The sequence below is a fragment of the Polaribacter sp. R2A056_3_33 genome (assembly GCF_019278485.1).
Taxonomy (GTDB): Bacteria; Bacteroidota; Bacteroidia; order Flavobacteriales; family Flavobacteriaceae; genus Polaribacter.
This window is the reverse complement of sequence record NZ_CP058984.1, coordinates 1,755,615-1,770,163: the sequence shown is the minus strand read 5'-3', so window position 1 is coordinate 1,770,163 and position 14,549 is coordinate 1,755,615. Positions and strand designations below refer to the sequence as shown.

Below are 14,549 nucleotides of genomic sequence, written 5' to 3'. Positions count from 1 at the left end.
TATTTGTTTAAAAAAGGCTATAATTAAATAGCCTTTTTTCCTATTACACTCTTAAACTAATTCAAATAATTTATAAAAATAAAGTGTTATGAAAGGAAATTAAAATATTAGAATGTATTTTTATTATTTTATATCTTTTACTGTTTTTAAAACAACATTTAAAGGAATTGCAAAAGAACTCGTTCTATTTTCTTTAGCTATATTTATCCCGATAACATCTCCATTTACATCTACTACAGGTGTTCCTGTTTCATAAATCTCTATAGGCATATCGTGAGTAAATACTTGAGTAAAATCATACTTTCGATCGCTTGTATCAAGATCATAACCAATATGTCTATTTCGTATTCTTTTTTCGTTCTCCTTTAACAAAGTAACTTCGACTTCCTTTTCTTCTCCTTCTCTTAAAAAAGTTACCTTTACTTTTTGATTTACTTGAGTTGTTGCTAAAAATGAAATACGATCGCTACTACTTTCTATCTTTGTGCCATCCAATTTAATAATGATATCCCCTCTTTTTAACCCTGCTAACTTTGCTGCTCCATTATCATAAAGCACTAAAATTTTATTTGAAAATGTTACTGACGCTCCCAAAAACCCTTGAGAAGCAATCGCTGGTAACACCTGTCTTACTGAGGCACTAATAACTCCTGAATACTTGATATCTTTCTTAAAACTTGCTGACCCTATTAATTTCCCCACACTAGTATCTACTTTTTTAGGAATATTAATAGCTATTAAATTTTTTGAAGATATTTTAATCACTGCCAGATCATTAGAAGTATCTATACCAACCACGGTTGCTGCACTAATTACACCATTATACTGCTCACAGCTTAAATTTTCTTTACTTAACTCAGATGCTTTCGCTACGATATAACCTTCGGAATTTATAATAGTTCCGTACGTTTCTATCTCGGTGTTATCTACAAGACTTTTTATCTTTACAACTGATTTATGTAGGTTTTTTGCTGATTTGGAAATACTATTAATTACAGCTGTTTTACCTCCATTTAAAGAAAATGGGCTACTTATCTTAGACGCAGAGATCGTTTCATTATCTTTAGGGAATTGAGGGTCTTTAGGCGCTCTTTCATTAAACGTTTCTCCGTTAATTAACTTTGTCCAATTTTCTTTTACAGGATCAATAGGGGCATAAAAATTTTTTTCTATTGAGCGATCAATATGACTACAAACACCTATTACTTTACCATTTAAATCTACCAAAGGCCCACCTGAATCGCCAGGCATCATAATACAACTTGTTTTTAGGTATCCCAATGCTTTCGTTCCTTTATAAAAACCTATTCGCATTAAAGCTGGTCTATCGGATCTATATCCCTTAGAATGTCCAAACATTAAACATGCTTCATCATTTCCTAAATCTGAAGATGACCCTAACCCTAAATATTCCCACGTTCCTTTCTCTACTATTTTCATAAGTGCATAATCTCCCTTTACATCTTTACCTAAATGGATCGCATTATATGTAGAGCCATCACTCATAGTAATACTACTCTGTTCTTTTCTTACACCTAAAACAACGTGTGCTGCTGTTAAGATATATCCATCCTCAGAAACTAAAACACCTGTTGCATTATTATTTATAGAAACTGTGCTTTTTAATACTTTTTTATATGTTTTCTGAATTTGACTCTCTAATTCATCTAGTTTTTCATTCTTTTTCTGTGCATTTAGATTTATTTGACTTAAAAAAAGAAAAATGAAAAGAATACTAGTTTTTATAATGACAAAAATATTTGTTCTATGCTTCATTTTATTGATTACCCTATTATATTAATACTATCCATAATGGCTTTTTATTACAAAACAAACACTATTCTTAAAAAGCTAAACTCTAATATAGTGTCGTAAATTATTTTAAATATCTAATTCATTAAGTAAATTCATTAATTCAGGATCTGATGGTTTTGGCGCATTTTGTGAAACAATTACACCATTTGGATCTATCAAAATAAAACGCGGAATAGATTTAATAATATAATCTGATATGAATTCTGATTTAAAGTTATTATCTGCAATCACTTGAATACCACCAAGGTCTTTATCTACCACCATTTTTTTCCACTTATCATGGTCTTTAGATTTATCTACAGAAATACTCAAAAAGCTTATATTTTTACCATGATATGCTTTTTCTATTCGTTTTAAGTCTGGTATTTCTTTTATACAAGGTATACACCAGGTTGCCCAAACATCTATGTAAACGTATTTTCCTTTAAGATCACCTAAAGACAAAGTGCCTCCTGAATGCTTTTCGTAATTTGTGAATTTAGGAGATGGTTGTCCTTTATCTAATTTTTTAAATTCATTATAAATTTTGGTAATTTTGGCATTGTTTTCTTCATTTGTTGATGCATTTATAAAAAGTTCATAGAATTTTTCAAAATCTTTGGTTTGATATAAATCGTATTCTGCCTTTTTAAAAATAAGTTCGTTTTTAATAACTTGGTTTGGAATAGATGAATATACCGTTACACCTAATAATCCATATTCTACTGTATCCTTTCTACGCAAAGCATTTACTTGCTTAGTGTAATGACGGTTTACCATCTCTTTATAGGCACTAGAAAATTGAAAATCAACTCCATTATCCAAATCCATATCTTCTGATTCGGCTAAAAAAAATTCAGAAGGTTTGTAGCTTTTTTTATTAGCCCATTGTCTGTGATAACCACCAGCATAACGTTGTAATTCATTTAAATATTCGTAATTAAGGTTGCGCTTTTCTAGAGTTTTAAATTCTGAAGAAATGCCTTGGGCGGTATCTAATTTAGTATTTAAGGTTTGGTGTATTTCTTTAAATTTATTTTTAAAATCAGGCTCTTCCAACGTATAAACATGCAGACCTTTTCCTTTTCGCTCTGAAATCGTTTTTTTCTTATAAAGCAAATAATTAGTGGTCTCTATATCTTCACCAGAAATCTTAAGAGAATTATTAAAATCTTTAGCATCGGCTATAAGATTTAGACGACTTCCGTTGTTTAAATACAATGTTCCATTATTTTTACCAACGCTAAGAGAGTAGAGTCCTGGATTAGCGTTAATGGTATCTGAGAAAACCCCATTTACTACAGGAATTTTCTTTTTAAAAGATTGATCTAGTTTTATTAATGTTATTTCTTGAGCATCAAGATTTTCAATTTCACCTGTTAGTATTGCATAATCCACAGGGACTTTTTTTGAACATGCAACTAAACCTAAAAGCAAGCTTAAACTTAATATTGTATTCTTCATTTTTTATTATTCTGTTTTTTTTTTAATGTATTAGACACTTTGAAATACGTAGATGAGTTCATCTATTTCTTTTATTTCACTAAACAAAAACTTATTAAAATAAGTTTTTGTAAAAAGTATATTCTTTATTTTTTTTAATATCATTAACAGTGTACCAAAAATTATTATGATACAATGATTAAAGGATATTATAATTACATTTTTCGATAGTATAAATTACTCTACCAGAAGTATTTCTTTGATTTTTGCTTCAAGCTCTTCACCTTTAAGATCTCTCGCTACAATCACTCCATTTTTATCAATTAAAATAGTTGCTGGTATTGTATTTACTGCAAATACTTTTGCTGAAGGACAACTCCATTCTTTTAATGATGAAGCCTGATCCCAAACAACATATTCATTTTTCTTTAAAAAATTACGCCATTTATTTTCGTCTCTGTCATAAGAAATCCCTAGAACTTCGAGCCCTTTTGGATGAAATTTTTTATACACCTCACCAATATGTGGCATTGCCTTTATACAAGGACCACACCAAGTAGCCCAACAATCTATCAATAGTACTTTTCCTCTATATTGGTACAAACTAACCTCTCCTCCATCTAAAGATGGTATTGAAAAATCATGAGGAGTACCTCCTACATATGATCTTTTAATTTCTTCAACTTCTGATTTAAATACAGTAGCTTCACTTGAATTCTTGATACGTTCTGACAAATTGTTAAATGCTTTTTCAACAAAAGGTAATGAATCAAACCTTAGCATATAATTTTTTATATAAAAATAAGTACCATAACTGTCTGGATAATTACTTAAAATATTTAAAGTTTCATCAATAAAATCTGTATCTAATTTTGCACGAGTTTTTACTAAATTTTCATTACTAAGCTCTCCTGCTGCATTTGCTTTAACTACTCTATTAGTTGCTCCTCCCCATACAGTTCTTCGTTTTTTATAGTTTGATTTTAGCTTGGCATAAATAGCATCTTCTTTTCCTCGATCTAGATCAAAAAGATATTTTGTGTATTTTTCTGTAATAACTTTTTCTTGAATATTTACATTAATAACAGTATCTTCAATAATAAAGTCTTCTCTAAATCGGGTACCTACAATAGATAATCGTGCTTCTTTAATTTCACCAAAAGAATCTCCTGTAAAAGTAAATTTACCATTCGCATCTACATTAACTGAATCTATTATTCTGAGGATTCTTAAATTAGAAAGCTCTGACAATACTATTTTTTTTCCTATACCTTCTTTAAAAACCCCGTTAATAGTATAAGTTGGTTTTTGATTGCAAGAAAATAATAATGGTAATAAAAATATAAGTATATTTTTCATAAGTTAGTTTGGTTATCTATCGTATACGGGTAAATCTGGATTAAACTGAATAACATCGTTGGAAATTGGTAAAATATACCTTGGATCGTTTGGAGGTAATGTGTACTCTACACCTCCAAAAGTATGAGTTACTGTTTTAGCGAAAGCACCTTCTTTATTAAGTCTCTTCAAATCTTGAAATCTAAAATCAGAAACAAAACAAAGTTCTCTTCTTCTTTCTTCAAAAACTTTTATTAAGGCTTCTTCATTTGTAGACGCTGTTAATGGTACATTATTTTTAATTCTAAAATCTCTAAGGTAATTTATATACTCCATTGCCTTATCTTTATTACCAACTCTGGCTTCAGTTTCTGCTAAAACAAGATACAAATCGGGCAACAAAATTCCTGCATTTCTATTTACAAAAGCTCCAAAAATTGTTCTTCCAGGGAAATGAATTCTATACTGAGTATTAAAATCTGCATAATCATCTTCAAAATACAACTCTCTACGCATATCTTGTGAAGTACTTGGCAAATCTTTATCAAAAATAGCTACTAATTCTTCTGATGCTAAAACAGAACCATGAAAATTATCAAATGAGTTTTTGAGATACATATTCTCTGAAACATCTACCATATCTTCCATTGCTCGAAATGTTACAAGACTAAAAATCCTTGCTCCCCATCCTCCAGGAATAGCTACATAATTTTTTAAATCTTGTAATTCAAAAGTTCCTTTATTTTCTATAGCTAAGTTTGCATAATTAAGTGCATTATCAAATTCCCCTCTAAATAAGTATAGTTTAGCTAACAGAAAATAACCACAAGCTTTGGTTGGATGAAAATTACTAGAGGCTGTTACATTAAGATAAGGAATAGCTTCTAATAAATCATTAATTATTTGATTATGAACCTCTTCTACAGAGTTTCTACCATACTCAGCATAAATATTATCTTCTAAAATTAAAGGTACACCATAATCTGTACTAGCTGTAGTAGGATCATACGCTTTTGCATAAAGATTTACTAATTTAAAAAAATTATATGCTCTACCAAATAAAGCTTCTGCCCTAAGAGCTAATTTTTCTTCTTCAGATCCATCTGTAGCCTCCAATATATTATTTGCTATAAAATCATACGTATAAATTTGAGAATAAGCTGATGTAAAATAAATATCATTTTGATCTATTTCATAAGTAGGCCCAGGATTAAAAAAATAATAATTTACTGCATGCACTGGACTACCATCAAAACCAACCTCATCTGTAATATCTTCATCTGAAGATTTTTCTAAATCATCTGTAAATAAATTAACATAACCAATCTCAAATTGATTTATAAGAGACTGATTATTCAATAAAAACGCATAATCTTCATATGTTGTAGGTATATATTCTCCTTGTGGTTCTACATCTAGAAAACTATCACAAGAATTAAAATTCAAAATAATTAGGAACCCTAATACTATTTTATTAATATATTTCATCATTTTTAAAAGTTTAAATTAATTCCTAAAGTATATGTTGGCATTTTTGGATTTCCTCTACTACGATCAGTTGTCCATACTTCAGGATCTAGATTATTTCTATTATTTGCCCATAAAAATGGATTTCTTACATCAAAAGACAACCTTAAATTAGATAGATTCATTTTATCTAAAACTGATTGCGAGACACGATAGGCTAAAGTTATATTTCTTACCTTCATGTAATCTGCTTTTTGAACATGTATATCTGCATACGTCCATATATTTCTCTGAGAACTTCTAACATAATCTGGATTATCAACAGCATTATCCCAATGAATTGCTGGAGACGTATATATATCCTCCTCATCACCAGGCTCTTTCCAATAATTCAAATGTATCCTATCTAAATTTGTCTTTAATTGATATGAATTTTTATATGTAGGATAATACCCTGCTGCTACATCTCTCTGAACATGTCCACCATAATAAATAAGCATAAATGAAAGATCAAATTGTTTATATGATATATTATTAAAATAAGAAGCATGATAAGGAGGATCATTAGTTCCTTGATCTATCAAATCTTCAAAAACTAAATCACTATAAGAATCTACAATAGTACCATCTGCCTTGTAAGCTCTTGGAGCTCCTTTTTCATTTAAACCAGCATAACGAAGCGTATAAACGGTGTTTAATGCTTGTCCTTCTCTTAATTGATTTCCATAAAGAAAATCATATGCATAAAATGTATTATATGCTTGAGTATACTCTGTAACTATATTCCTATTATAACTAAACACAACTTTACCATCCCATCTAAAATCTTGAGTATTTATAAATTGTGAATGAATTTGAAATTCAATACCTCTATTGTTTAATGAAGCATAATTTTTAGGAAGCTGAGTCCAACCTAAAATAGGATCTGAATCTATTCTCGCAACAGCATCTATAGTAGTTCTATCATAAAATTCAACACTACCTGTTATTTTCTTAGAAAACAATTCATAATCTATACCAATATTGGTTATATAAGTTTGTTCCCATCTTAGCTCTTCATTTGGTGGAGCAACAATAGATGCTTGTGTTTCTCCAGCAGGATTAGGAGTAGTAATAAGGTTTGCTATAGCTTCTGGTCCAGTACCATCATAAATATTACCACTTATTCCGTAGGTAGCTCTAATTTTTAATTTGTTAAGCCATGGTATAGCCAAAGACTCTGTATCTACAATGTAGTTTGACCCAAAAGACCAAAGCGGTTTATATCTATGATCAGAACTTGTACCAAATAAATTAGACTCATCTATTCTTGCACTTACATTAAACCCTAATTTATCATCAAACATATACGAAACATTTCCATAAGCAGACACATATCTACTATCATCAGTTTGGTAACCAGTTTGTCCTCCCACAGTAAAAGTTCCTAAACCAGATTGTGTTGATTGAATTGTTTCACTTAAAGTATCCCAGTCCAAAGGAATATAAGATAAAGTAGTATCATCATAACCATAACGTACATCTCCATATGAATCACCAATTACTTGTCTTCTTTCTCCACCTACAAGTACTTTTACATCATGTTTTTTATTAAATAACTTATTATAGTTAAGTTGTGCTCTTAAAGTATATGAATTATTATCATAATAAGTTTCAAAAACCCTACCTCCATGAGGAATATTATTAATAATTTCATCATCTATTATTTGAGTAGCATTGTTTATTAAATCGCGAACAGCATAACTATTTTCTGAAGAATAAAGTTTACTATATCTTCTACTAATTTCTTTTTGACCTGTTAATTGTAACTCTAGTGATTTTGAAAGCTTAATTTGTGTTCCAACATTTATGGTAATAGAAGGACTTTTATATGTTGACGTTTGTTCTTTCAATTCATTCAAAGGATAATAGGATTGATCTATTAAACCTAAAGAAATAAGTCTATCAATTTCACTCTCACTTTTAATATATTTCCATTCCGCTGGATTTCCATCTTCATCTCTAAGTACTTCATAAGGAAGTCTTGAAGAACCTAATAAAGGAAGTCCTGTAATACCTATATAATTATCTGAAAAACTATAACTACCTATAAGAGATATATCAAATTTAAACCAATCATTTAATTTAAAATAGTTTTTCACATTAACTCCCAATCGTTCAGAATTCCTATCTTTTTCAAAAGTACCTATTTCTGAATAATTAAGAGATAATGCATATTGATGCTTTTCAGACCCTCCCCTTAATGAAAGGTTGTGTTGTTGTGTAAATCTAGGAGCTAATAATTCATCTACAACTTGATCATATCCATCTAAATTTCTAAGCGTATTTAATTCTGAATTTAAATAATCCTCTGAAATCAAACCATCTGCATAATCATACAATAGGGTATTAACTTCATCTACAGTTAATTGTTTAAATTGTCGAGTACCATTTGCTGTTGCATTAAAAACATCAATTTGATAATCAACAAATTCGGCAGATGACATTAAGTTTTGATACGATCGATCTTGAAGTTCTTCTACTTGAAATGATGATGAATAACTTATCCTTGGTTTACCTAGGATCCCTTTTTTGGTAGTTATGACAATAACTCCATTGGCAGCTCTAACACCGTAAATTGAAGCTGCCGTAGCGTCTTTTAATACTGTAACATTTTCAATATCACTAGGATTAATAGATTCTAAACTACCTTCATAAATCACATTATCTAACACAATTAAAGGTTCATCTTCTCCAAAAAGTGTAGAAATCCCTCTAATTACTGGTTTTCCTCTGTATAAGCTCAACCCACTTATTGTACCTTCTAATCTTTCTAAAATATTTGTTTGAAATTTAGTTTCAATTACTTCAGCTCCTACAGATTCATAAGCACCAACAGATTTTGCCTTTGAAACCGTCTGATATCCCGTATTAACTTTTGTCTTTTCTGATACAACTACTATTTCATCTAACTCATCATCAGACTCTTTTAAAACAACATTTATCACTTTTTTGTCGCCTATCTTTATACTTTGTGTTACAAACCCCACACTAGAAAAAATTAATACATCACTTTTCTTAAGACCAGGAATACTGTAATTACCATCGAAATCTGTTAGAAGTCCCTTTCTAGTTCCTTTAATTCGAATAGTTACATTAGATAAAGGAACCTTATTTTCATCAGTAACATTACCAGTAATTGTCTCTTGTATTATTCTTGGAACCTCTTTTTCTATTACAATTGTATTATTTTTAAGTAGATTAAAATCAAACTCTTCATTAGAAATAGCTTTAGATAATAAATCGTTTACTTTAATAGTACCTTTATTTAAAGTAATTAAAGGAAAACCTTTAAAAAGATCTGAACGGTAAATAAATTTATAATCTGTTTGTGACTGAATAATATCAAAGATTTCATAAGCAGTAACTGTTTTATTCTCCGTAATTGTAACTTTCACATTCTGTGAAATAATATCAATAGGTGTAAAACTAAAAATAGTGGAGCAAAACAACAACAGTATTGTTCTCATAATTAAGTTTTTTGTTGTTTTCCTAAAAAAGAAAATTTCTTTAGTAAAATTAAAATTCATAAATTTGTTGGTATTAGTTATTCATTTAATTAATATATTTATTCTAAGGGATGAAGTTAATTTACTTTGAGCGGTATAAACTTCGTCTCTTTTTTATTCTAGAACTATTCTTTTACCATATACTTTATAATTCAGATTAATACTTCTTTTAATAGGTTCTAAAACCTCTTCTAAATTCATACTTTTACTTAAGACACCATTAAATCTTATATCTTCCAGTTTTTTATTTTTAATAATTATATCTACATCATACCATCTAGATAAAGATTTCATAATTTCTTTCAATGGCTTATCTCGAAATGAAAAGATTCCTTCCCTCCAAGCTATTTCATTGTATACCTTAACAGTCTTAACCTCAATAGCGCCTCCCGAACTACCTATAACAGACTGAAATCCGGGATTTAATTTTTCTTTAAAGAATTCATTTTTCACAGACACTTTACCTTCTACTAAAGTGGTATACACATTTACATCATCACTGTAAGCTTTTATATTAAATTCTGTACCCAAAACTTCTACTTCTTGCAGTCTAGAACGAACTTTAAAACGTGTTCCTTTATGGTTTTTACTTGAAGACACATCAAAAAAAGCTTCTCCATATATAAGCTCAACTTCTCGTGTTATTCCCTCCTTAAAACTTACTGGATATTTTAATTTTGAATCTGAATTTAACCAGACTCGAGTACCATCTGCCAATTCAACTTCAAACCTACCTCCTCTTGGTACGGTTAAGTGGTTATATAACACTTGATTCTCTCCTTTTTTATCATATTTAATTTGCACCCCATTACTAGTTAACTTAGCTGTTTTATAAGGTTTTCCCTTTTCTAACATAATATCAGAGCCATCATCAAGAGTTAAAATAGCCTTATTAGTACCTGGGATTACTGCTTCTGCAACTGTGTTTTTTATTCCATTTTGTTCTTGGTTATTTATTAAATAATACGATAATGAAAATGTCAAAACTATTACAGCTGCTGCGGCATATTTAAACCACATCGAAAGAGGTTGTTGCCTAGGCTTTTGTTTCTCTATAGCATCCCAAAGTTTATCATATGCTTTGTCTATATCTGGTTTATTTAATACCGTATGAACAGCATAATAATCTTTTATATAATCTTTAAAAACCTGTTGATTTTTCTTTTCTTTTAACATCTCTTTGAGTTCTACTAACTCTTTTGAAGAGATTGTATTAATTATGTATTTTATTGTAAGTTTTTTCAACGTTTTATCTATTTCAGTTTAATTTATACAACAAATACGCTAATTTATTATTTTACCCTTAGTCTTATTTCATATTTTTTTTAGCATATTTGTCTTTTAATCAAAAATTCTAAAAATTAATTTGAAAAATCTCTCTGACGACACTATATTAGCTAAAAGCATTAAAAAAGGCAGTAGAAAGGCATTTAGTATATTGTTTGATCGTTATTATAAAAAACTTTTAGATTATGCCGTTACCTATACTCACGATTTACATGAAGCAGAAGATATTGTACAGCAAACATTTATAACACTTTGGAATAATAGATTAAAAATAAATACTGAAAAATCTATTACCAGACAAACAAGTTTCATAACCAACCGTTTTTAGACGTTGAGAAATGGTTTGTTCATTTGCTTGCATATGAACTAAATCTCTTAGATCTTCACTTTTCTTAGGACTAGGTATAAAGTCCATAAACTCCAGCTCTATTTGGGCTTCTTCCTTTTCTTCAAAAATATCAGTAAATGTTCAAAAAGCTAAAGAGTTTATTAAGCCAATACAATCTAGATTAGATTTTACAATATAAGCCGCTACTGGTAAACGATCATGCATTGGATCTCTTGTGTTCCATTCTGTTAAGTGAATTTCTACGTCTGGATATTCACTTTTAGCTATGGTTTTATTTAACCATTCTAAATCTAGTTTTAATGATTTTGCAAAACGTGTTAAAAACAGCTTCTGAAGCTTCATCATCTGTCGTTTCTCCATCAAAACAAGTATCTGGCACATAATTACTCGTAAAGGCCCTCCTACTTTTAATCTATTATCTACGGAGCGTACTGCTATAACAGACTGCTTGTACAACTCAAAATACTGAGATTTTGTTCCGTCCCAAAATAACTTATATAAATTAGGCTCGTTCCATACTTCAAAGTACCAAGTAAGTACTTCATCAATTCCGTATCTATCCACATAATGCTGTGTAAAAGCTTTTACCAAATCATGCCATTTTTCAAAAGAATCATTTGCTGGCGTAATATTTGCCTTCCACCAGAAAACCGTTTTAGAATTTTCTGCTGCCATACTTGTTGGTAAAAATGCAAGTTCAACAAATGGCTTCACCTTTAAATCTAACAAATCATCAATATATTTCCAATTGTAGACCGTTTTTCCTTTTTCAATAATTACTGGAAACATATCATCGTGAAAAATTCCATGAAAACGAACATATTCAAATCCGCAATTTTCTTAAGCTTGTTCTAATTGTTCTAACCAACCATCTCGTAAACCTTCATTAGCACGTCCGGATCCAACCATTTTACTCCAAAAATGATCAAATTTTTCGCCCTTTGAATTGGCATTAATATTAGTTGATTTTACGTTATTATTTTCAAAAAAAAGAACATATAACTTACTTAATTTTTGAGGGCTAATTTTTAGCTTGAATTTTAACATAACGTCTAAAGCTTTCCTCTTTTTTATGACCTGTAATATTTTACAGTCTTTCGCTGTAATTAACATTCTTACTGACATTAACCCTTCTTTATTGACCTTATCCTTTCTTAAATAAAATGAAACTTTCATAAATATACAATTTGATACAAATATTCAAAATAGGGCAATTAAAAGGGCTACCTATTTAAATAAAATTTGATTAAAATTGATTTCAAATGAATTAATTAAGCTATATTATATAGTATTTAAAGAGATTAAACACGTTTAAAAAATAAGGTACTCCTACCTTGAGCACAGGTTAAAAACCGTAATTCATTTAATACAAAATGATTACGGTTTTTTTTATTAAGTGTATTTCCGACATAGTAACGAGAATTAAACAACAGATTGCTCATAATATCCTGAAATACAATACCCAAGCAAACAATAATACCGAACGTTTGTAAGAAAATAATAATTTAGATATTCTGCTTTCTGAGATTCATCAACCAAAGAAAAATCTTTTTCTAACAAAGTAAAAACAGCTTCCTCCTTCTGTTTCGATATCGAAAAGTATTGTGCTACCATTTCTTGAATATCACTTTTACTTGCTTTGGATATTTCTTTATTGAATATATGCTGATAGTTTTTTCAAATTCTAAAGATCCAGCTTTAAAAAGCTGCTGATTTTCTTTAGAAACGGTATGATATAAATTATAACACTTTAGAAGAAATCGTACTAAAGTACAAAATAACAGAAATCTATCATTTAGCAGCCATTCCTTCTGCCAATGAAGAAAAACCATGAGTTTTACACCAAAATAATTTTTTAATTCAATAAAAAAGACCTACTTAAATTTTAGTATTACATTTAAGCCAGATTTCAGGTAAGAAATCGCAAACTCGTAGCCAGAAAGTATCGATGATTTTCCTGCAAGAAGAGATTCGAACTGGAAGCCACTATTCGATTTAGATAGCTTGCCTAAAATAATGATAGAAAAATTAAAAGAAAAATACAGTTTAAGTACTGTAAAATAAAACAGATACCATGTACGGAAGCATAAAAGAGAATTTACAGAAAGAATTACAAGCCATTAAAGACAATGGTTTATTTAAAGAAGAGCGCATTATTACAACCTCACAAGATGCCGTTATTAAGGTTTCTACAGGAGAAGAAGTAATTAATTTTTGTGCCAACAATTACTTAGGCTTGTCTAATAATAAAGAAGTAATTCAGGCTGCCAAAGACACATTAGATTCTCATGGTTTTGGTATGTCTTCTGTTCGTTTTATTTGTGGAACTCAAGATATTCATAAAGAATTAGAAGCTAAAATAGCTGAGTTTTTTCATTGTGAAGACACTATTTTATACGCCGCAGCATTTGATGCTAATGGAGGAGTTTTTGAACCTTTATTATCAAAAGAAGATGCTATTATTTCCGACTCCTTAAACCACGCTTCTATTATAGACGGAGTTCGTTTGTGTAAAGCAGCTCGTTACCGTTATAACAATAACGACATGGTTTCTTTAGAAGAACAGTTAATTGAAGCAAACAAACAAAATCATCGTTTTAAAATAATTGTAACCGATGGTGTATTTTCTATGGACGGCGTTGTTGCCGAATTAGATAAAATTTGCGATTTAGCAGATAAATATGATGCTTTGGTAATGGTAGATGAATGTCATGCTTCTGGTTTTATTGGTAAAACAGGTCGTGGTACAATAGAACTAAAAAATGTACTTGGCAGAGTAGATATTGTTACCGGAACTTTAGGAAAAGCTTTGGGTGGAGCAATGGGTGGTTTTACTACGGGTAAAAAAGAAATTATAGAAATGTTACGTCAGCGTTCTAGACCTTACTTATTCTCTAACTCTTTAGCCCCTGCCATTGTTGGTGCCTCTCTAAAGGTTTTTGAAATGTTAGAAAACGATACTTCGTTAAGAGATAAATTAGAGGAAAACACCAATCATTTTAGATCTAAAATGGAAGCTGCAGGTTTCGATTTAGTTGGTGCAGATGCCGCAATTGTACCGGTTATGCTGTATGATGCAAAATTGTCTCAGATTATGGCAAACCAATTATTAGAAGAAGGTATTTATGTAATTGGTTTTTTCTTTCCAGTAGTACCAAAAGACAAGGCAAGAATTAGAGTTCAATTATCTGCAGCACATACAAAAGAACATATTGATAAAGCGGTAGCTGCTTTTATTAAAGTTGGTAAAAGATTGAATGTAATAAAGTAATAGTATTTACACGAGTTTGTTTAAAATAGTAGTACTTATTAAAGGTATAGAG

General features: G+C 29.8%; 11 protein-coding genes. 2 read left to right on the top strand and 9 right to left on the bottom strand.

Annotated features, from left to right (window positions below; translation table 11 throughout):
* Window positions 1-123: 123 nt before the first annotated feature.
* The 6 genes from H0I29_RS07485 to H0I29_RS07460 all read right to left on the bottom strand — a co-directional run bounded on the left by H0I29_RS07485 (window position 124) and on the right by H0I29_RS07460 (window position 10,835).
* A complete protein-coding gene (locus H0I29_RS07485) occupies window positions 124-1,776 on the bottom strand; it encodes a trypsin-like peptidase domain-containing protein (protein ID WP_218732202.1) in 1,653 nt (550 codons plus the stop codon).
* Window positions 1,777-1,881: 105 nt separating this feature from the next.
* Window positions 1,882-3,258, bottom strand: coding sequence for a TlpA disulfide reductase family protein (locus H0I29_RS07480; RefSeq protein ID WP_218754956.1), 1,377 nt, complete (start codon window positions 3,256-3,258; stop codon window positions 1,882-1,884).
* Between the two features lie 216 nt (window positions 3,259-3,474).
* Window positions 3,475-4,596 carry a TlpA disulfide reductase family protein gene (locus H0I29_RS07475; protein ID WP_218754955.1) on the bottom strand — a complete coding sequence of 374 codons (1,122 nt, stop codon included), beginning with the start codon at window positions 4,594-4,596 and terminating at the stop codon, window positions 3,475-3,477.
* A 12-nt stretch (window positions 4,597-4,608) separates the two neighbouring features.
* Window positions 4,609-6,066 (bottom strand): RagB/SusD family nutrient uptake outer membrane protein, encoded by a 1,458-nt coding sequence (locus H0I29_RS07470; protein WP_218732199.1) that lies wholly within the window; start codon window positions 6,064-6,066, stop codon window positions 4,609-4,611.
* Between the two features lie 2 nt (window positions 6,067-6,068).
* Window positions 6,069-9,551 carry a SusC/RagA family TonB-linked outer membrane protein gene (locus H0I29_RS07465; RefSeq protein ID WP_218732198.1) on the bottom strand — a complete coding sequence of 1,161 codons (3,483 nt, stop codon included), beginning with the start codon at window positions 9,549-9,551 and terminating at the stop codon, window positions 6,069-6,071.
* A gap of 153 nt (window positions 9,552-9,704) precedes the next feature.
* On the bottom strand, window positions 9,705-10,835 hold the full coding sequence (locus H0I29_RS07460; protein ID WP_218732193.1) for a FecR family protein: 1,131 nt from the start codon (window positions 10,833-10,835) through the stop codon (window positions 9,705-9,707).
* 121 nt (window positions 10,836-10,956) lie between these two features.
* On the opposite strand from H0I29_RS07460, the gene H0I29_RS07455 reads away from it, so the two are divergent.
* On the top strand, window positions 10,957-11,205 hold the full coding sequence (locus H0I29_RS07455; RefSeq protein WP_218732192.1) for an RNA polymerase sigma factor: 249 nt from the start codon (window positions 10,957-10,959) through the stop codon (window positions 11,203-11,205).
* A gap of 141 nt (window positions 11,206-11,346) precedes the next feature.
* Here the strand turns inward: H0I29_RS07455 and H0I29_RS07450 are convergent, their stop codons facing one another.
* The 3 genes from H0I29_RS07450 to H0I29_RS07440 all read right to left on the bottom strand — a co-directional run bounded on the left by H0I29_RS07450 (window position 11,347) and on the right by H0I29_RS07440 (window position 12,840).
* Complete coding sequence (locus tag H0I29_RS07450) at window positions 11,347-12,015, bottom strand: hypothetical protein (protein WP_254712717.1); 669 nt, start codon at window positions 12,013-12,015, stop codon at window positions 11,347-11,349.
* A 51-nt stretch (window positions 12,016-12,066) separates the two neighbouring features.
* Complete coding sequence (locus H0I29_RS07445) at window positions 12,067-12,402, bottom strand: hypothetical protein (protein WP_218732191.1); 336 nt, start codon at window positions 12,400-12,402, stop codon at window positions 12,067-12,069.
* 246 nt (window positions 12,403-12,648) lie between these two features.
* Window positions 12,649-12,840, bottom strand: coding sequence for a hypothetical protein (locus H0I29_RS07440; protein WP_218732190.1), 192 nt, complete (start codon window positions 12,838-12,840; stop codon window positions 12,649-12,651).
* Between the two features lie 460 nt (window positions 12,841-13,300).
* Here H0I29_RS07440 and kbl point away from each other — a divergent pair, with 460 nt between their 5' ends.
* Window positions 13,301-14,497: a glycine C-acetyltransferase gene (gene kbl, locus H0I29_RS07435; RefSeq protein ID WP_218754954.1), complete on the top strand. Its 1,197-nt coding sequence runs from the start codon at window positions 13,301-13,303 to the stop codon at window positions 14,495-14,497.
* The last annotated feature ends 52 nt before the right edge of the window (window positions 14,498-14,549 follow it).